This is a genomic window from Streptomyces sp. NPDC005004 (assembly GCF_053600675.1).
The window spans coordinates 161,464-179,509 of sequence record NZ_JBSGAH010000011.1 but is presented as its reverse complement, the minus strand read 5'-3'; the positions used below and the strand labels follow the sequence as shown (position 1 = coordinate 179,509).

Below are 18,046 nucleotides of genomic sequence, written 5' to 3'. Positions count from 1 at the left end.
CGTCAGCGTGGCGCGGCGGACCCCGTCCTTCAGTTCGCCGGCGGCCGCACCGTGTCCTCGGCGATGCGCTCGTGGTGGCGGATCACCTCGGCCACGATGAAGTTGAGGAACTTCTCGGCGAAGGCCGGGTCGAGGCGGGCGTCCTCGGCGAGGCTGCGCAGGCGGGAGATCTGGCGTGCCTCGCGGGCGGGGTCGGCCGGGGGCAACTGGTGGCGCGCCTTGAGGCGGCCGACCTGCTGGGTGGCCTTGAAGCGCTCGGCCAGCATGTGGACGACGGCCGCGTCGATGTTGTCGATGCTCGCCCGCAGCCGCTCCAGCTCCTCGTGGACCTCGGGCTCGACGTCACCGGTACCGGTGTTGCTGATGGTCATGGGCGACAACCCTACGGGGCGCGGCCCGGTGCCGTTCCCGGGCGGTCGGGGCGGACCTATGGTGGAGTGGGCTTCCCGGCGTCTTTGGGGGTGCGGACGTGGCGAACGGCGGACCGGTCGAACACGGCTTTCCGCATCTGGCGACGGTGCGCAGAGCGGTCACCGCGCTCTACAAGCGGTTGTCGTGCGACGTGGTGGAGACCTTCGCGACCAGCGTGGCACCGGCCGACGTGGCCTTCGGGGAGGCGGACGACCTGCATCTGGGCGCCCAGCGGGTGGCGCGCGAGCTGGTGCGGCACTTCCGGCTGCCGGACGCCCGGCTGATCGTGGGCTTCCGGGAGATGACCTACGCGGCGAACGTCGAGCTGGCGGCGGGACCGGAGTACTTCGTGGAGCTGAACGACCGCTTCCGCACCCATCGCGAGGACATCGGCGCGGCCCTGGCCCACGAGGTCGCGCACGTCTATCTGCACCGGCTCGGTCTGGCCTTCCCGACCACGGCGGAGAACGAGATCCTGACCGACACGGTGGCGGTCTACCTCGGCGCGGGCTGGCTGCTCCTGGACGCCTACCGCGAGCACGGCCCCGCCTCGCAGAAGCTCGGCTACCTCACGCCCGAGGAGTTCGGGTACGTACTGGCCAAGCGGGCCCTGCTGTTCCACGAGGACCCGGCGGTGTGGTTCACCAGCCCGCAGGCGGCCGACGCGTACGCCAAGGGTCTCGCCCGGGCCCGGCACGACGAGCGCAGGCCCCCGCTGACGGCGGCGGGGCGCCCGGCCCGGCTGCGCTACGCCCGTCAGCGCCGCCGTCCCCCGCGCACTCCGCCGGACCCGGAGGCGGGCTACGCCTTCACCTTCGGGTCCGACGGACGCCCGCGCGTCTCCTTCGACTGCCCGGTCTGCCACCAGCGGATCAGGGTGCCGGTGCGGGGCCGGGTCAAGGCGCGGTGCGGGCTGTGCCGCACGGTGCTGGAGTGCGACACCTGAGCGGACCGCGACGCCCGCGCGCGGGGCGCGGGGCGCGGGGCGCGGTGACGCGGTGACGCGGCGTCGGAAAATCAGGTGATCGCAGCCGGACGGCCGGTCCTCCCCCGCCGTTCGCCCACGGTGCGCCCCCGTCCGATAGTTTGTTCGCCGCCGCCCCACCGGCTCATCCTGTCCCAGTCTTCCCCCGAGGAGCCGGCCGTGACCGCCGAGTCCGACGTGACCACCTGCTTCCGCCACCCCAAGGTGGAGTCGCACGTCCGCTGCACCCGCTGCGACCGCTACATCTGCCCGGACTGCATGCGCGAGGCGGCGGTCGGCCACCAGTGCGTGGAGTGCGTGAAGGAGGGGACACGTTCGGTCCGGCAGGCGCGGACGGCGTTCGGCGGCAGGATCAGCGCGGTGCCGCTGGTGACGTACGCGCTGGTCGGCCTGAACGTGCTCGCCTATCTCCTCGAGCTGGCCCGGCCGTCCGTGACGGACCGGTTCGGGATGCTGGGCGCGGGGCTGCTCGGACCGCACGGCGGGCACTACCTGTGGCAGTACCCCTACGACCCGGTGCTGCGCCCGGAGGGCCTGGCGGGCGGGCAGTGGGAGCGGCTGCTGACCGGCTCGTTCCTGCACATGCCGCCGGACGAGGGCCTGGGGATGGCGCACATCGTGATGAACATGGTCTCGCTGTGGACCATCGGCCGGGTGGTGGAGACCCAGTTGGGGCGGGCCCGCTATCTCGCGCTGTACCTGCTGTCGGCGCTGGGCGGCTCGGTGCTGGTGCTCCTTGTCGCGCCCGAGGACCTGACGATCGGCGCCTCGGGCGCCATCTTCGGCCTGGGCGCGGCCTATTGGGTGATGGGTCGCCGCCTGGGCTACGACATGCGGGCGGTCAACCAGTACATGACCGGTCTGCTGGTCTGGCTGGTGGTCTCGGCGTTCATGACGTCCTGGGAGGCGCACCTGGGCGGCCTGCTGACGGGCGGTCTGGTGACGCTGGCCTACGCCTACGCGCCCCGCGACAAGCGCCGGACGCTGGTCCAGGCGGGCGCGTGCGCGGCGCTGGTGGTGGTGCTGCTGGTGCTGACGTGGGTGAAGGTGTCGGGCTTCACCGGCGCCATGGCCTGAGCCGGACGCCTTCGCGGACCGGTCCCGTTCCCTTCGCGGAACCGGACCGGCCCCGGACAGGCGGCGGCGCCTGCCGGGGCGTCCGGTCGGGGACTGTCGGGCAGGCGCCGCCCGATGCCGCGTACGTCGTTGTACGGGACATCCGGTGGAGGGGCCGTCAGACCGCCAGGGCGCGGTCGGTCGGACGGATCGGGGCGGGCAGGTCGCTCGCCCCGGTGAGGTGGCGGTCCACGCCGCGGGCGGCGGAACGGCCCTCGGCGATGGCCCACACGATGAGGGACTGGCCGCGGCCCGCGTCGCCGGCGACGAACACGCCGGGCACGTTGGTCTGGAAGTCGGCGTCGCGGGCGATGTTGCCCCGCTCGTCCAGCTCGAGACCGAACTGCTCGACCAGGCCGTTCTCCCGGTCGGTGCCGGTGAAGCCCATGGCGAGGGTGACCAGTTGGGCCGGGATCTTCCGCTCGCTGCCCGGCTTCGGGGTCAGCCTGCCGTCGATGAACTCGACCTCCGTCAGGTGCAGCCACTGGACGTTGCCGTCCTCGTCGCCCTCGAAGTGGGTGGTGGAGACGGAGTAGACCCGCTCGCCGCCCTCCTCGTGGGCGCTGGTGACCTTGTAGAGCATGGGGAAGGTCGGCCAGGGCTGGTTCAGCGGGTGCCGCTCGTCGTTCGGGCGGGGCATGATCTCCAGCTGGGTGACGGAGGCCGCGCCCTGGCGGTGGGCGGTGCCCACGCAGTCGGCGCCGGTGTCGCCGCCGCCGATGACGACGACGTGCTTGCCCTCGGCCGAGATCGGCGGGGCCACGTAGTCGCCCTCCTGGACCTTGTTGGACAGCGGCAGATACTCCATCGCCTGGTGGATGCCGTTCAACTCCCGCCCGGGGACGGGGAGATCGCGGGCGGTGGTGGCGCCGACGGCCAGGACGACGGCGTCGTAGCGCTTCTTGAGGTCGGTCGCCTTGAGGTCGCGGCCGATCTCGACGCCGGTGCGGAAGCGGGTGCCCTCCGCGCGCATCTGCTCTATGCGGCGGTTGATGTGCCGCTTCTCCATCTTGAACTCGGGGATGCCGTACCGCAGCAGTCCGCCGACGCGGTCGGCGCGCTCGTAGACGGCGACCGTGTGCCCGGCGCGGGTGAGCTGCTGGGCGGCGGCGAGCCCGGCCGGGCCCGAGCCGACGACGGCGACGGTCTTGCCCGAGAGGCGCTCGGGGATGCGCGGGGCGACGTCCCCGGTCTCCCACGCCTTGTCGATGATGGAGACCTCGACGTTCTTGATGGTGACCGGCTGCTGGTTGATGCCCAGCACGCAGGCCGACTCACAGGGGGCGGGGCACAGACGCCCCGTGAACTCCGGGAAGTTGTTGGTCGCGTGCAGCCGCTCGGAGGCGGCGGCCCAGTCCTCGCGGTAGGCGTAGTCGTTCCACTCGGGGATCAGGTTCCCGAGCGGACAGCCGTTGTGACAGAACGGGATGCCGCAGTCCATGCACCGGCTGGCCTGCTTGCTGATGATCGGCAGCAGGGAGCCGGGGACGTAGACCTCGTTCCAGTCCTTGAGGCGCACGTCCACGGGGCGGGTGCGGGCGACCTCGCGGCCGTGGTTGAGAAAGCCCTTCGGATCAGCCATTGGTCGCCGCCTCCATCATCTTCTCGGTGATCTCGGTCTCGGAGAGACCGGCCCGCTCGGCGGCGTCCTTGGCGGCGAGCACTGCCTTGTACGTGCTGGGGATGATCTTGCTGAACCGCTCGGCCGCCCGGTCCCAGTCGTCGAGCAGCTTGGCGGCGACCGTGGAGCCGGTCTCGTCCGCGTGGCGGCGCACCACCTCGTGCAGCCAGACGCGGTCGGCGTCGTCCAGGGGCTCGATCGCGCCCGCGTTGCCGGGGTTGACGTTGTCCCGGTCGAGGTCGATCACATAGGCGATGCCGCCGGACATGCCCGCCGCGAAGTTGCGGCCGGTCGGGCCGAGGACGACGGCGTGACCGCCGGTCATGTACTCGCAGCCGTGGTCGCCCACGCCCTCGGAGACCACCAGGGCGCCGGAGTTGCGGACGCAGAAGCGTTCGCCGCTCCGGCCGCGCAGGAACAGCTCGCCGCCGGTGGCGCCGTAGCCGATCGTGTTGCCCGCGATGGTGGAGTACTCGGCGAGGTGGTCCGCCGCCCGGTCGGGGCGGACGACGATCCGGCCACCGGAGAGGCCCTTGCCGACGTAGTCGTTGGCGTCGCCCTCCAGGCGGAGGGTGACACCGCGCGGCAGGAAGGCGCCGAAGGACTGGCCGGCCGAGCCGGTGAAGGTGATGTCGATGGTGTCGTCGGGCAGGCCCGCGCCACCGAACTTCCGGGTCACCTCGTGGCCGAGCATGGTGCCGACCGTGCGGTTGATGTTGCGGATGGCGACCTGGGCGCGCACCGGGTGGGCCTCGGTGGCGTCCGGGACGGCGAGGGCGTCGGCGGCGAGCTTGATCAGCTCGTTGTCGAGCGCCTTCTCCAGGCCGTGGTCCTGGGTGGTGATCTGGTGGCGCACCGCGCCCTCGGGCAGCTCGGGCACGTGGAAGAGCGGGGCCAGGTCCAGGCCCTGTGCCTTCCAGTGGTTCACCGCGCGCTCGACGTCGAGCACCTCGGCGTGGCCGACGGCCTCCTCGATGGAGCGGAAGCCCAGCTCGGCCAGGAGTTCGCGGACCTCTTCGGCGATGAACCGGAAGAAGTTGACGACGTACTCGGCCTTGCCGTTGAAGCGCTCGCGCAGAACCGGGTTCTGGGTCGCGATGCCGACCGGACAGGTGTCCAGGTGACAGACGCGCATCATCACGCAGCCGGAGACCACCAGGGGCGCCGTGGCGAAACCGAACTCCTCGGCGCCGAGCAGCGCGGCGATCACCACGTCACGGCCGGTCTTGAGCTGGCCGTCGGTCTGGACGACGATCCGGTCGCGCAGCCCGTTGAGCAGCAGGGTCTGCTGGGTCTCGGCGAGGCCCAGCTCCCAGGGACCGCCCGCGTGCTTCAGCGAGGTGAGCGGGGAGGCACCCGTGCCGCCGTCGTGGCCGGAGATGAGCACCACGTCCGCGTGCGCCTTGGACACACCCGCCGCGACCGTGCCGACGCCCACCTCGGAGACCAGCTTGACGTGAATCCGCGCCTGCGGGTTCGCGTTCTTCAGGTCGTGGATGAGCTGGGCCAGGTCCTCGATGGAGTAGATGTCGTGGTGCGGGGGCGGGGAGATCAGGCCGACGCCGGGCGTGGAGTGCCGGGTCTTGGCGACCCACGGGTAGACCTTGTGGCCGGGGAGCTGGCCGCCCTCGCCGGGCTTGGCGCCCTGGGCCATCTTGATCTGGATGTCGTCGGCGTTGACCAGGTACTCGGAGGTGACGCCGAAGCGGCCGGAGGCGACCTGCTTGATGGCGCTGCGCCGGGCCGGGTCGTAGAGGCGCTCCGGGTCCTCGCCGCCCTCGCCGGTGTTGGACTTGCCGCCCAGCTCGTTCATCGCGATGGCCAGCGTCTCGTGCGCCTCGCGGGAGATGGAGCCGTACGACATGGCGCCGGTGGAGAAGCGCTTGACGATCTCGGAGACCGGCTCGACCTCCTCCACCGGGATGGGGGCCCGGCCGGAGGTGAAGCCGAACAGGCCACGCAGCGTCATCAGGCGCTCGGACTGCTCGTTCACGCGGTCGGTGTACTTCTTGAAGATGTCGTACCGGCCGGCGCGGGTGGAGTGCTGGAGGCGGAAGACCGTCTCGGGGTCGAACAGGTGCGGCTCGCCCTCGCGGCGCCACTGGTACTCGCCGCCGATCTCCAGGGTGCGGTGCGCGGGTGCGATGCCGCTGGCCGGGTACGCCTTGGCGTGGCGGGCGGCGACCTCCCGGGCGATGACGTCGATGCCGACGCCGCCGATCTTGGAGGTGGTGCCGTCGAAGTACTTCGCGACGAACTCGTCCTCGAGGCCGACGGCCTCGAAGACCTGGGCGCCGCGGTAGGAGGCGACGGTGGAGATGCCCATCTTGGACATGACCTTGAGGACGCCCTTGCCGAGGGCGTGGATCAGGTTGCGGATGGCCGCCTCCGGCTCCATGCCGGGCAGGAAGGTGCCCGCCCGGACCAGGTCCTCGACGGACTCCATCGCCAGGTAGGGGTTGACGGCGGCGGCGCCGTAGCCGATCAGCAGGGCGACGTGGTGGACCTCGCGCACGTCACCGGCCTCGACCAGCAGGCCCACGTGGGTGCGCTGCTTGGTGCGGATGAGGTGGTGGTGGACGGCGGCGGTGAGCAGCAGCGAGGGGATCGGCGCGTGCTCGGCGTCGGAGTGCCGGTCGGACAGGACGATCAGCCGGGCGCCGTTGTCGATGGCGGCGTCCGCCTCGGCGCAGATCTCCTCTATGCGCGCGGCGAGGGACTCGCCGCCGCCGGAGACCCGGTAGAGGCCGGACAGGGTCGCGGCCTTGAAGCCGGGCATGTCGCCGTCGGCGTTGATGTGGATGAGCTTGGCCAGCTCGTCGTTGTCGATCACCGGGAAGGGCAGCAGGACCGAGCGGCAGGACGCCGCGGTCGGGTCCAGCAGGTTGCCCGAGGGACCGAGCGAGGAGCGCAGGGAGGTGACCAGCTCCTCCCGGATGGCGTCCAGCGGAGGGTTGGTGACCTGCGCGAAGAGCTGGGTGAAGTAGTCGAACAGCAGCCGGGGGCGCTCGGAGAGGGCCGCGATGGGGCTGTCGGTGCCCATGGAGCCGATGGGCTCGGCGCCCGCCTTGGCCATGGGGGCGAGGATGACGCGCAGCTCTTCCTCGGTGTAGCCGAAGGTCTGCTGGCGCCGGGTGACGGAGGCGTGGGTGTGCACGATGTGCTCGCGCTCGGGCAGGTCGCCCAGCTCGATCTCCCCGGCCTCCATCCAGTCGCCGTAGGGCTGCTCGGCGGCGAGGGACGCCTTGATCTCGTCGTCCTCGATGATGCGGTGCTCGGCGGTGTCCACGAGGAACATGCGGCCGGGCTGGAGGCGGCCCTTGCGGACGACCCGGGCGGGGTCGATGTCCAGGACGCCGACCTCGGAGCCGAGGACGACCAGACCCTCGTCGGTGACCCAGTAGCGGCCGGGGCGCAGACCGTTGCGGTCGAGGACGGCGCCGACCTGGACGCCGTCGGTGAAGGTGACGCAGGCGGGGCCGTCCCAGGGCTCCATCATCGTGGAGTGGAACTGGTAGAAGGCGCGCCGGGCCGGGTCCATGGAGGCGTGGTTCTCCCATGCCTCCGGGATCATCATCAGCACGGAGTGGGGCAGCGAGCGGCCGCCCAGGTGCAGGAGTTCGAGGACCTCGTCGAAGGACGCCGAGTCGGAGGCGTCCGGCGTACAGACCGGGAAGGTCCGGGTGAGGTTGTCCTCGCTGCCGAACAGGTCCGAGGCGAGCTGGGACTCGCGGGCGCGCATCCAGTTGCGGTTGCCCTTGACGGTGTTGATCTCACCGTTGTGCGCGATGAAGCGGTAGGGGTGCGCGAGCGGCCACGACGGGAAGGTGTTCGTCGAGAAGCGCGAGTGGACGAGCGCGATCGCGGAGGCGAAGCGGCGGTCGGACAGGTCCGGGAAGAAGGGCTCGAGCTGGCCGGTGGTCAGCATTCCCTTGTAGACGATGGTCCGGGCGGACAGCGAGGGGAAGTAGACCCCCGCCTCCCGCTCGGCGCGCTTGCGCAGGACGAACGCCTTGCGGTCGAGCGCGATGCCCTCGCTGACTCCGTCGGAGACGAAGATCTGACGGAAGGCGGGCATGGTCGAGCGGGCGGTCGCGCCGAGCAGCTCGGGGGCGACCGGGACCTCGCGCCAGCCGAGGACCGTGAGGCCCTCTTCAGCGGCGATCGTCTCGATCTGTGAGACGGCCTCGGAGGTGCCGTCCTCGGGCAGGAAGGCGATGCCGACCGCGTAGGAACCGGCGGAGGGCAGATCGAATCCGGCCACCTCGCGGAAGAACGCGTCGGGCACCTGGGAGAGGATGCCGGCGCCGTCCCCGGAGTCGGGTTCGGAACCGGTGGCACCTCGGTGCTCCAGGTTGCGCAGTACGGTCAGCGCCTGCTCGACCAGCGCGTGGCTCGCCTCGCCGGTGAGGGTGGCCACGAAACCGACGCCACAGGCGTCGTGTTCGTCGCGGGGGTCGTACATGCCCTGGGCAGCAGGGCGGGCATCCATGAAGGACCAGGCGCGGTCGTTCACGGAGTGCTGGGACGGCTGGCGCGGCGTACGCATCGGCTCTCCCGTCGTCGTCATCTGGCCATGTGCGGTACCGAGGGACGACGCTGGCCCTCTGCGTGGGGTGCAAAATTTCGTGCAGGTTACATGATGGGACGGTTCCCGGGAACCGGATAGGCCGTTCCACCATGCGGACGCCACACGGAAGGTCGCGTCGGGTGCCGCGGGGTGCGGCGAGGGTGCCGCAGGGGTCGCGGCGGGTGCCGCGAGGTCGGTCGCGGCGGGGTGCCGCGCACGGCGGCGGGAAAGGTGCGTGGAGGCCGGGCCGGGGTGATCGGTCGGATCGGGACCGGGCCGGTCCGAGGGGGGGCGGGGCCGGGTGTCTTTCCCCCGGACCACGGGGCGCACCGCAGGCGTCATTGCCCGCAGTGCCAGTGCTCCCTGGTCATGCCCCATGGTTAAGCGTTCGAAACCCGCGAGTAACGATTATTTATGCGGGCTGTCGCATACATTCGATGGACATCATCCTACGGCCGTACCGAAGAGGCTGCCCAGGACGTACGTCACACCGGCCGCGGCGCCGCCGAGGACGAGCTGCCTGAGGCCGCTGTACCACCAGGACCGCGCCGTCACCCGGGCCACGACCGCACCGCAGCCGAAGAGTCCGGCCAGGGCGAGGAGCACGGCGGGCCACAGTACGGTCGCGCCCAGCAGGAACGGCAGTACGGGCAGCAGGGCGCCGAGGGCGAACGAACCGAACGAGGACACGGCGGCCACCAGCGGCGAGGGCAGGTCGGCCGGGTCGATGCCCAGTTCCTCGCGGGCGTGGATCTCCAGGGCGCGCTCGGGGTCCTTCGAGAGCTGCCGGGCGACCTCGCGGGCGAGGCCGGGCTCGACTCCGCGCGCGGTGTACAGCGCGGCCAGCTCCTCCTCCTCGGCCTGCGGGTGCTTGCGCAGCTCACGGCGCTCGACGTCCAGCTCCGCCAGTACCAGCTCGCGCTGCGAGGCGACGGAGGTGTACTCGCCGGCCGCCATGGAGAAGGCGCCGGCGGCGAGTCCGGCGAGCCCTGTGATCACGATCGTCTGATGGCCGACGGACCCGCCCGCGACGCCGGTCAGCAGGGCGAGGTTGGACACCAGGCCGTCCATCGCGCCGAAGACGGCGGGGCGCAGCCAGCCGCCGTTGACGTCGCGGTGGGTGTGGTTGTCACGGTGCGCCTCGTGCAGCGTGGCCTCGGTGTCGATGATGGCCATTCAGAACCCCCGGGGGAAGCTTAGCCAAAGCTAACTTTGGACTGTTTCTATCTTTCGACAACCCATAATCTACGTCGGGCATTCCACGCCCGCCAGCAAGGAAAGGCTCGGCTAACCAGCGGCTTTACCTTTCTTTGCTCATCCGAGGATTCGAACGCTCAGATGCCGAGAGAGTGATGCTGGGGCTCCGGAGGCTGGTGGGCGCGTGTCGCGGGGGACACATCCGCAAAGGGGCGCGCGGCCGACAGGACCTGGCGCGGCCCACCGCCGAAGGAGAGTCCGCCATGGCTTCGACCGCCCGCACCGCCCCGGACCCCGTACCGGACCCGGCGCCCGGGGACCGACCCGGACCGCGCGAGCGGGCGCGCGGCGCGCTGCTCGGCCTGGCGGTCGGCGACGCGCTCGGCGCCCCGGCCGAGAACATGAAGCCCTCCGAGATCCGCGCCCGCTGGGGGCGTATCACCGGGTACGTCAGCGACCGGCCCTCGGGCACGGACGACACCGAGTACGCGATCTTCTCGGGGCTGCTGCTCGCCCGGCACGGCTCCGCGCTCACCCCGGCGCATGTCGAGGCGGCCTGGCACCAGTGGATCGCGGACCGGGCCGAGGGTCCCTTCCGGGGCGCGGGCTTCAGCGAGCGCGGCACCCTGGAGAACCTGCGGCGGGGTCTGGCCGCACCCATCTCCGCCCAGCACCGGCACGCCTGGAGCGACGGGCTCGCGATGCGGGCGGCGCCCTTCGGGGTGTTCGCCGCCGGGAGGCCCGGCGAGGCGGCCCGGCTGGTGGCGATCGACGGCTCGGTCAGCCACGAGGGCGAGGGCATCCACGGCGGGCAGGCGGTCGCGGCCGGGGTGGCGGCGGCGATGGCGGGCGCCGGCCCGGCCGTGGTGATCGCCGCCGCGCTCGCGGCCGTACCCGACGATTCCTGGACCGCCCGCTCGCTGCGGCGCGCGGTCGCCGTCGCCCACCGGGGCGAGCGCGCGGTCCGCTCCGCCGTCGTCATCGGCGGCTACCCCTGGACCGACCTCGCCCCCGAGGCCGTCGCCCTCGCCTTCGGCGCGTACGCGGCGGCCGACGGCGACTTCCGCGAGGCGGTGCTGACGGCCGTCAACATGGGCCGCGACGCCGACACCACGGCCGCGGTCGCGGGCGCCCTCGCCGGCGCCACCCGGGGCGTTGGCGCCATCCCCGCCGACTGGGCCGCCGCCATCGGCCCCGCCCGCGGCCGCTGCCTCCCCGCCATGGCCGGCCACCACATCCTCGACATCGCCGAACTCCTGGTGCCGGAGGAGGGCGGCAAATGGGGCGAGGCGCTGGCCGTCCCGGACTTCCTGCCGGAGGAGGTACGGGAGTTCGTGCGGGGCGGGGCACTCCGGGAGGTGATGACGACGGGTAACGGCGCGGCGCCACAGGAAGTACGACGACGGGTGGCGACCGGAAGCGGGGACGCACGGGAGCTGGTGACGGCCGGGAGCGGCGCGTCGCCGGAGGACGGGACCCGCACACCCCCCACCGCGCCCACGACCCCCCGCTCCGACGCGGAGGTCCCCGCGTGAGTCGGCGCATTGAGGGGCTGTTGCTCGGACTGGCTGCCGGGGACGCCGCCGGGTGGCCTGCCGCGCGGCATCGGGCGGCGCGGATGCCGGAGTGGACACGGCGGCTCACGCGGGAGCTGGACACGTTCGCGGAGCTGAACGCGACGACCACGCTGCCCGTGCCGGTCGCGCTGAACCAGCCGCCGGAGCCGCTGCGGCTCGGCCCCTCCGACGACGCGGAGTGGGCGGCGTTCGCGGCCGAGGCGGTGCTGCGGGCGGGGGACGACGTGCTCGGGGACCTGAGCCGCGAGCGCCGGATGCGCGCGGCGATCGACCTGACCTGGACCGCCGTCGCCGCCGAGGTGGCGGCCGCGGCGGACCGCGCCCCGGAGATCGAGTCGGCCGTGCTGCCGCTGCGGGCCCGCATCTCGGTGCGGGCGGGTCTGGGGAACCTGGCCGCCGGACTGCGGCCCCCCGCCACCGGGCACGACAACCCGCACTACTTCGACGACGCCGCCTGCGTGCGCGCCTGCGTCCTCGCCGTGGCCCACCCGGGCGACCCCGGGCGCGCGGCGGACCTCGCGGAGTTCGACGCCCGCTACACCCAGGACGGCGACGGTGTGCACGGCGCGCGGGCGATGGCGGCGGCGCTGGCGTCGGCGCTGGCCGGGGACAAGGCGGACGCGTGCGTGGCGGCGGCGCTCGCGGAGCTGCCGGCCGGGACGGAGATCGGCCGCAACGCCCGTCAGGCGCTCGCGCTGGTCCCGGACAGCGGCTCGGCCTTCGAGCTGATCCCCCTCCTGGAGCACCGGATCGTCGATCATGTGTACAGCTACGGCGTGGCGGCAGCCGAGACCGTCCCCGTCGCGCTGGCGCTGACCGCCGCCTCGGAGGGCCGTATCCGCGAGGCCGTCCCCGCCGCCGCGTGCCTGTCCCGGGTCGCGGATTCCGCTCCGGCGCTGGCCGGGGCGCTCACCGGCGCGCTGGGCGGCGGCGCGTGCGTGCCCGGAACCTGGCGGGACGCCTGCCGCGTGCTGTCCGGCTGCGCGCTGCCCCGCCTCACCGGGACGGACCTCGTGGAACTCGCCGGGCTGCTGGAAGCCGCACAACGGACCCGACCGGGGGGATGATTCGGGCATGACGCCCGAAAATGAACAAACCCCCGGCCCGGGGCTGACCGCGTTGGACGCGCGGATCACCGGCGCCCTGGTCGGCGCCGCCGTGGGCGACGCGCTCGGCGGCCCCGTCGAGGGCTACTCCCCCGACCAGATCGCCGACCGCCACGGCGGCCGTGTCCACGGCTTCGTCGGTCCCTGGAACGGCGACGCCTGGCGCACCGCCCGCCCCATCGCGCCGTACCACAAGGGCGACGGGCACGTCACCGACGACACCTTGATGACCCACGCGCTGATCCGGGTCTACCAGCGCGTCCGCGACCACCTCGACGCCTACGCGGTCGCCGACCACCTGGTCCCGGACCTGATGACCAACCCCCGCTGGATCCCCGAGCTGGAGGCGGAGGCGCTGCCGCTCCAGCGGATCTTCCTCGCCGAGAAGTGGCTGGTGGCCCGGCTGGCCTACGGGCACGTCGACCCGCGCGAGGCGGGCAGCGGAAACATCGTCAACTGCGGCGCGGCGATGTACATGGCCCCGGTCGGCCTGGTCAACGCCGCCGACCCGGCCGCCGCATACGCCGAGGCACTGGACGTCGCGGGCGCGCACCAGTCGTCGTACGGCAGGGAGGCGGCCGGGGTCTTCGCCGCCGCCGTCGCCGCCGCGACCGCCCCCGGCGCCACCCCGGACTCCGTCGTGTCCGCCTGCCTGGCGCTGGCCAAGGACGGCACCCGCGAGGCGATCGAGAAGGTCTGCGAAACCGCCGCCGGACACGGCGACTTCGAGTCGGCGCTGGTCCCCCTGCGCACGGCGGTCGCCCCCTACGACACGGTCGGCCCCGACTACCGAGCCCCCTCGCTCGGCGCCCGCCGTCCCTCGCGGCTGCACTCCATCGAGGAACTGCCGGTGGCGCTCGGCATGGTGCTGGTCGCGGGCGGCGACTACCGGCACGCGGTGCTCGGCGCGGTGAACTACGGGCGCGACTGCGACTCCATCGCCACCATGGCCGGCGCGATCACCGGTGCGCTCGGCTCACCCGTGCCCGAGGAGTGGGCGAAGACGGTGGCCGAGGCGAGCCGCCTGGACCTGTGGGCCCCGGCGCGGGAACTGGCCGGGGTCGCCCGGGAGGTCTTCGCACGGGACGTCGCGCGGCGGCGTGCGCACGAGCGGGCCTTCGCCGCGCTCGGGGACCCGGCATGATCCGGCTGACCTGGGTCCAGCCCGAGGACCTGCTCGGCCACGAGATCCGCCAGGCCCGCCTGGACGGCCGGGAGCCCGCGCGGATCGAGGCACGCTGGAAGGCGGCGGGCGGACCGGACGTCCCCGAGCGGGCCGGCGCCTCCCCGGAGCCGGTCTCCCGCTCGCTGCGCCTGCTCGCCGAGGATCTGCTGGACGAACTGGCCGATCTGCCCAGCGCGTCGAAGGCGGACGAGCCGACAAAGTGGCCCGCGCTCACCGCCGCCTGCCCCGACTGGCCCGCACGGCGAGGCCGTACCGGCGTCTCCCCCGCCGCCCTGGAGGCCGCCTGGCTCGGCCGCGCGGCCGGGTGCCTGCTCGGCAAGCCCGTGGAGAAACTGCCGCTGGACGGCATCCGCGCTCTCGCCGAGGCCGCCGGGAACCGCCCGCTGACCACCTGGTTCACCGCCAAGGGCGTCCCCGCCGAACTGCTGGTCCGACACCCCTGGAACCGCCGCTCGGCCGACACCTCGCTCGCCGAGAACATCGACGGGATGCCCGAGGACGACGACCTCAACTACCCCCTGCTGGGCCTGCTGCTGCTCCGGCGGCACGGCCGCGCCTTCACCACCGACCAGGTGGCCGCGCTCTGGCTGGACGAGCTACCGCCCGGCCGCACCTTCACCGCCGAGCGGATCGCCTTCCGCAACCTGCTGAGCGGGATCGAACCCCCGCGCACCGCCCGGTACCGCAACCCGTTCCGGGAGTGGATCGGCGCGCTGATCCGCGCCGACGTCCACGGCTGGACCCACCCGGGCGACCCGGCGGCCGCCGCCGAACAGGCTTACCGCGACGCCACGTTGACCCACACCGGGAACGGCGTCTACGCGGCGATGTTCACCGCCGCCGTCCTCGCCGCCGCCGCGACCGGCACGCACGACGTGCACGCCTGTCTGCGCACCGGCCGTACGGTCGTCCCGGCCCGCTCCCGCCTGGCCGAGGCGCTCGACCACGCGGTCCGGCTGGCGCACGAACACGACGACTTCGACGACGTGGTGGACCGGCTCCACGCCCGGTACGACGCCACCCACCACTGGGTGCACGCCGTCCCCAACACCGCCCTGATCGCCGCCGCGCTCACGCACGCCGACGGCGACTTCACCGGCTCCATCTGCCGTGCGGTGTCGGGAGGCTGGGACACCGACTCCAACGGCGCGACGGCGGGCAGTGTCGCGGGACTGCTCGCGGGCTCCCCCGAGGCGCTGCCCGAGAGCTGGCGGGCCCCGCTGAAGAACCGGCTCGCCACCACCGTCGCCGACTTCGACGGCACCGGCTTCGACACCCTGGCCCACCTCACCCATCTGGAGGCGACCCGCCCATGACCCACATCGCCGTGCTCGGCAGCACCAACATGGACCTCGTCACCTATGTCGCCAAGGCCCCACAGCTCGGCGAGACCGTGACCGGGCGCGAGTTCCACACGGTCCCCGGCGGCAAGGGCGCCAACCAGGCCATCGCCGCCGCCCGGTGCGGCGCCACCGTCTCGATGATCGGCGCGGTCGGCAACGACGCCTTCGGGCTACGGCTGCGCGACACCCTCGAACACTCCGGTGTGGACACCGACTTCCTGCGCACGGTCGAGGGCCCCTCCGGCACCGCGCACATCGTGGTGGACGACGAGGGCGGCAACTCCATCGTCGTCATCCCCGGCGCCAACGGCACCGTGGACCACCTCGCCCCCGGCGACGAGGGCGCCCTCACCGCCGCCGACGCCCTGCTCCTGCAACTGGAGATCCCGCTCGACGGGGTCCTCGCGGGCGCCGAGACGGCACGGCGGCACGGCGTGCGCACGGTGCTCACCCCCTCCCCCGCCCAGCCGCTGCCCCCCGAACTCCTCGAAGCCACCGACCTGTTGATCCCCAACGAGTACGAGGCAGTCACCCTCACCGGCCGCATCGACCCGCGCGACGCGGCCACCGCCCTGCTCGACCTGGTGCCCGAGGTCGTCGTCACCCTCGGCGCGGCCGGCAGCCTCTACGTCGCGCGCGGCACCGAGCCGCTGGTGGTGCCCGCGCCCCTGGTCACCGCCGTCGACTCCACCGGCGCGGGCGACACCTTCGCGGGCGCGCTCGCGGTCGCCCTCGCCGAGGAACGGCCCATCCGCGAGGCCCTGATGTGGGCCTCCGCCGCGGCGGCACTGTCGGTGCAGCGGGAAGGGGCGTCGGTGTCGATGCCGTACCGCCAGGAGATCGAGGCGCAGTACACCGCATGAGCACCCCGGACGAGAACACGCCTCGCGCCCCGCGCCCGTCCGTCCAGCCGCTGGACGGACTGCGCGTCCTGGACCTGGCCACGCTCTTCGCCGGTCCCCTGGCCGCCACGATGCTCGGTGACTTCGGCGCCGAGGTGATCAAGGTGGAGCATCCCCGGCGGCCCGACCCCTCGCGCGGGCACGGCCCGGCCAAGGACGGGATCGGTCTGTGGTGGAAGGTGCTCGGCCGCAACAAGCGCGCCATCACCCTCGATCTGTCCCGCCCCGGCGGCCGCGCGACCCTGCTGCGACTCGCGGCCACCGCCGACGTGGTGATCGAGAACTTCCGCCCCGGCACCCTGGAGAAGTGGGACCTCGGCTGGCCGGAGCTGTCGGCGGTCAATCCCCGTCTGATCCTCACCCGGGTCACCGCCTTCGGCCAGTTCGGTCCGTACGCGCACCGGCCCGGCTTCGGCACGCTCGCGGAGGCCATGAGCGGCTTCGCGGCGCTCACCGGCGAACCGGACGCGCCGCCGACCCTGCCGCCGTTCGGGCTCGCGGACTCGGTCACCGCCCTGGCGACCTCGTACGCCGTGCTCACCGCGCTCGCCGCCCGGCACCGCACCGGCGCCGGACAGGTCGTGGACATGGCCATCATCGAGCCGATGCTGGCCATGCTCGGACCGCAGCCCACCTGGTACGACCAGCTCGGCTACGTCCAGGAACGCACCGGCAACCGCTCCGCGAACAACGCCCCGCGCAACACCTACCGCACCGCCGACGGCTCCTGGGTCGCGGTCTCCACCTCGGCGCAGTCGGTGGCCGAGCGGGTGATGCGGCTGGTGGGCCGCCCGGAGCTGACCGAGGAGCCGTGGTTCGCGAGCGGCGCCCAGCGGGCCGCGCACGCCGACGTGCTGGACGAGGCGGTCGGCGCCTGGATCGCGGCCCGCGACCGGGAGGAGGTGCTGGCCGCCTTCGAGAAGGCGGAGGCGGCCATCGCCCCCGTGCAGGACGTACGGGACGTGTTCACCGACCCGCAGTACCTGGCCCTGGACACGGTCACCACCGTCGCCGACCCGGACCTCGGCCCGCTGAAGATGCAGAACGTCCTCTTCCGGCTCTCCGCGACCCCCGGCGCGATCCGCTGGGCGGGGCGCGCCCACGGCGCCGACACCGAGGACGTGCTCACCGAGCTGGGACTCGGTCCGGCCGAGCTGGGCGCCCTGCGCGAGGAGGGCGCCCTGTGACCCGCACCCCGCTGACCTGGCTCTACGTCCCCGGTGACCGGCCCCATGTGGTGGACAAGGCGCTCGTCGCGGGCGCCGACGTGGTGGTGATCGACCTGGAGGACGCGGTCGCCCCGGACCGCAAGGAGTACGCCCGCACGGCCACCGCCGAACGGCTCTCGGAGCACCAGCCCGTCCCGGTGCACGTCCGGCTGAACGCCGCCGAGGGCCCCTGGGGGGCGGCGGACCTCGCCGCGCTGGGCAGCCTGCCCGGCGTGTCCGGGCTCCGGCTGCCCAAGGTCGCCTCCCCCGACGAGGTACGGCACACCGCCGTCCTCACCGCGCTGCCGCTGTACGCGCTCCTGGAGTCCGCCCTCGGCATCGAGCACGCCCACGCCATCGCCCGCGCCCATCCGTCGCTGCGCGGGATCTCGCTGGGCGAGGCGGACCTGCGGGCCGACCTCGGGGTACGGGCCGACTCGGGACTCGACTGGTCCCGGTCCCGGGTGATCGTCGCCGCCCGCGCGGCCGGACTCGCCCCGCCCCCGCAGTCCGTCCACCCCGACATCCGGGACCTGGACGGTCTCGCCGCCTCCTGCGCCCGGGGCCGCGCCCTCGGCTTCCTGGGGCGGGCCGCGATCCATCCGCGCCAGCTCCCGGTGATCGAGCGGGCCTACCAGCCGACCCCGGCGGAGCTGGAGGAGGCCGAGACCGTGGTCAAGGCGGCCGCCGCCGAGCAGGGCGCCCAGGCGCTGCCGGACGGCCGCTTCATCGACGCGGCGACCGTGGCGCTGGCCCGGCGCACGCTGTCCCTGGTGCGGCGGGGCTGAGGCGGCGCCCTTCCGTGGCCGTACGCGAAGAGGGCG

13 protein-coding genes are annotated in these 18,046 nt (G+C 73.3%); 9 read left to right on the top strand and 4 right to left on the bottom strand.

The features are described 5' to 3' along the window. Window positions 1–29: 29 nt before the first annotated feature. Complete coding sequence (locus ACWEEU_RS18080) at window positions 30–371, bottom strand: chorismate mutase (RefSeq protein ID WP_385747028.1); 342 nt, start codon at window positions 369–371, stop codon at window positions 30–32. A 98-nt stretch (window positions 372–469) separates the two neighbouring features. Here ACWEEU_RS18080 and ACWEEU_RS18075 point away from each other — a divergent pair, with 98 nt between their 5' ends. Both ACWEEU_RS18075 and ACWEEU_RS18070 read left to right on the top strand, forming a co-directional pair. Beyond that, window positions 470–1,357 carry a hypothetical protein gene (locus ACWEEU_RS18075; RefSeq protein WP_451733386.1) on the top strand — a complete coding sequence of 296 codons (888 nt, stop codon included), beginning with the start codon at window positions 470–472 and terminating at the stop codon, window positions 1,355–1,357. A gap of 198 nt (window positions 1,358–1,555) precedes the next feature. Then, window positions 1,556–2,473 carry a rhomboid family intramembrane serine protease gene (locus ACWEEU_RS18070; protein ID WP_451733383.1) on the top strand — a complete coding sequence of 306 codons (918 nt, stop codon included), beginning with the start codon at window positions 1,556–1,558 and terminating at the stop codon, window positions 2,471–2,473. A gap of 157 nt (window positions 2,474–2,630) precedes the next feature. On the opposite strand, the gene ACWEEU_RS18065 is transcribed toward ACWEEU_RS18070, so the two are convergent. The 3 genes from ACWEEU_RS18065 to ACWEEU_RS18055 form a co-directional block, all read right to left on the bottom strand. After that, window positions 2,631–4,094, bottom strand: coding sequence for a glutamate synthase subunit beta (locus tag ACWEEU_RS18065; RefSeq protein ID WP_385747022.1), 1,464 nt, complete (start codon window positions 4,092–4,094; stop codon window positions 2,631–2,633). Beyond that, window positions 4,087–8,682 carry a glutamate synthase large subunit gene (gene gltB / locus ACWEEU_RS18060; protein ID WP_385747054.1) on the bottom strand — a complete coding sequence of 1,532 codons (4,596 nt, stop codon included), beginning with the start codon at window positions 8,680–8,682 and terminating at the stop codon, window positions 4,087–4,089. The genes ACWEEU_RS18065 and gltB overlap by 8 nt, the downstream gene beginning before the upstream one ends. Window positions 8,683–9,147: 465 nt before the next feature. Further along, the gene (locus ACWEEU_RS18055) at window positions 9,148–9,879 is read right to left on the bottom strand and encodes a VIT1/CCC1 transporter family protein (protein WP_451733380.1); all 732 of its coding nucleotides are present in this window, start codon (window positions 9,877–9,879) and stop codon (window positions 9,148–9,150) included. 284 nt (window positions 9,880–10,163) lie between these two features. Here ACWEEU_RS18055 and ACWEEU_RS18050 point away from each other — a divergent pair, with 284 nt between their 5' ends. The 7 genes from ACWEEU_RS18050 to ACWEEU_RS18020 are packed head-to-tail and all read left to right on the top strand — an operon-like array spanning window position 10,164 to window position 18,010. Further along, window positions 10,164–11,435, top strand: a complete 1,272-nt coding sequence (locus tag ACWEEU_RS18050; protein WP_451733377.1) for an ADP-ribosylglycohydrolase family protein — start codon at window positions 10,164–10,166, stop codon at window positions 11,433–11,435. Then, window positions 11,432–12,544, top strand: a complete 1,113-nt coding sequence (locus ACWEEU_RS18045) for an ADP-ribosylglycohydrolase family protein (RefSeq protein WP_385747016.1) — start codon at window positions 11,432–11,434, stop codon at window positions 12,542–12,544. The genes ACWEEU_RS18050 and ACWEEU_RS18045 overlap by 4 nt, the downstream gene beginning before the upstream one ends. 7 nt (window positions 12,545–12,551) lie before the next feature. Next, the gene (locus ACWEEU_RS18040) at window positions 12,552–13,727 is read left to right on the top strand and encodes an ADP-ribosylglycohydrolase family protein (protein ID WP_385747014.1); all 1,176 of its coding nucleotides are present in this window, start codon (window positions 12,552–12,554) and stop codon (window positions 13,725–13,727) included. Continuing rightward, window positions 13,724–15,085, top strand: coding sequence for an ADP-ribosylglycohydrolase family protein (locus ACWEEU_RS18035; protein ID WP_451733373.1), 1,362 nt, complete (start codon window positions 13,724–13,726; stop codon window positions 15,083–15,085). The genes ACWEEU_RS18040 and ACWEEU_RS18035 overlap by 4 nt, the downstream gene beginning before the upstream one ends. Next, complete coding sequence (gene rbsK / locus ACWEEU_RS18030) at window positions 15,082–15,975, top strand: ribokinase (protein WP_385747011.1); 894 nt, start codon at window positions 15,082–15,084, stop codon at window positions 15,973–15,975. Before ACWEEU_RS18035 ends, rbsK begins: the two co-directional genes overlap by 4 nt. Beyond that, on the top strand, window positions 15,972–17,201 hold the full coding sequence (locus ACWEEU_RS18025) for a CaiB/BaiF CoA transferase family protein (protein WP_385747009.1): 1,230 nt from the start codon (window positions 15,972–15,974) through the stop codon (window positions 17,199–17,201). Before rbsK ends, ACWEEU_RS18025 begins: the two co-directional genes overlap by 4 nt. Continuing rightward, window positions 17,198–18,010 (top strand): HpcH/HpaI aldolase/citrate lyase family protein, encoded by an 813-nt coding sequence (locus tag ACWEEU_RS18020; RefSeq protein WP_451733368.1) that lies wholly within the window; start codon window positions 17,198–17,200, stop codon window positions 18,008–18,010. The genes ACWEEU_RS18025 and ACWEEU_RS18020 overlap by 4 nt, the downstream gene beginning before the upstream one ends. The last annotated feature ends 36 nt before the right edge of the window (window positions 18,011–18,046 follow it).

Excerpts from the sequence above, each read along its gene's own strand:
- ACWEEU_RS18080 (WP_385747028.1), bottom strand. The coding sequence starts at position 371 with ATGACCATCAGCAACACCGGTACCGGTGACGTCGAGCCCGAGGTCCAC.
- ACWEEU_RS18065 (WP_385747022.1), bottom strand. The coding sequence starts at position 4,094 with ATGGCTGATCCGAAGGGCTTTCTCAACCACGGCCGCGAGGTCGCCCGC.
- gltB (WP_385747054.1), bottom strand. The coding sequence starts at position 8,682 with ATGCGTACGCCGCGCCAGCCGTCCCAGCACTCCGTGAACGACCGCGCC.
- ACWEEU_RS18055 (WP_451733380.1), bottom strand. The coding sequence starts at position 9,879 with ATGGCCATCATCGACACCGAGGCCACGCTGCACGAGGCGCACCGTGAC.
- ACWEEU_RS18050 (WP_451733377.1), top strand. The coding sequence starts at position 10,164 with ATGGCTTCGACCGCCCGCACCGCCCCGGACCCCGTACCGGACCCGGCG.
- ACWEEU_RS18040 (WP_385747014.1), top strand. The coding sequence starts at position 12,552 with ATGACGCCCGAAAATGAACAAACCCCCGGCCCGGGGCTGACCGCGTTG.
- ACWEEU_RS18035 (WP_451733373.1), top strand. The coding sequence starts at position 13,724 with ATGATCCGGCTGACCTGGGTCCAGCCCGAGGACCTGCTCGGCCACGAG.
- rbsK (WP_385747011.1), top strand. The coding sequence starts at position 15,082 with ATGACCCACATCGCCGTGCTCGGCAGCACCAACATGGACCTCGTCACC.
- ACWEEU_RS18025 (WP_385747009.1), top strand. The coding sequence starts at position 15,972 with ATGAGCACCCCGGACGAGAACACGCCTCGCGCCCCGCGCCCGTCCGTC.